We start from the raw sequence: 340 nt of genomic DNA on the forward strand, positions 1-340 counted from the left end.
ATGACTGTTCAGATGTTGATGAGACTATCACCTACACTTTCACAGTTACTAATGAAGGAAATGTAAGTCTGTCTAACATAATAGTAGACGACCCATTATTAGGAGGTCCATTAGCAGGTCCAATAAGTGGAGATACTGATGGCGACGGAGAACTTGATGTAACTGAAACTTGGATATACGAAGCCAGTTACGCAATCACTCAAGCAGATATTGATGCTGGAGAAGTAGTAAACCAAGCGACAGCTACTGGAACAGCTCCAGATCAAACTGAAGTAAGTGATGATTCAGGAACAGAAATTAATAATGACGATACAACAGTTATCGAACTTTGTCAAAACCC

General features: G+C 39.7%; 1 protein-coding gene. It reads left to right on the forward strand.

Going from position 1 to position 340, the window contains the following annotated elements; translation table 11 throughout:
* The coding region (locus K8344_RS14045; RefSeq protein ID WP_420908362.1) for a DUF7507 domain-containing protein at positions 1-340 on the forward strand (340 nt) is incomplete at both ends.

Source organism: Aequorivita xiaoshiensis (assembly GCF_022008395.1).
Lineage (GTDB): Bacteria > Bacteroidota > Bacteroidia > Flavobacteriales > Flavobacteriaceae > Aequorivita > Aequorivita xiaoshiensis.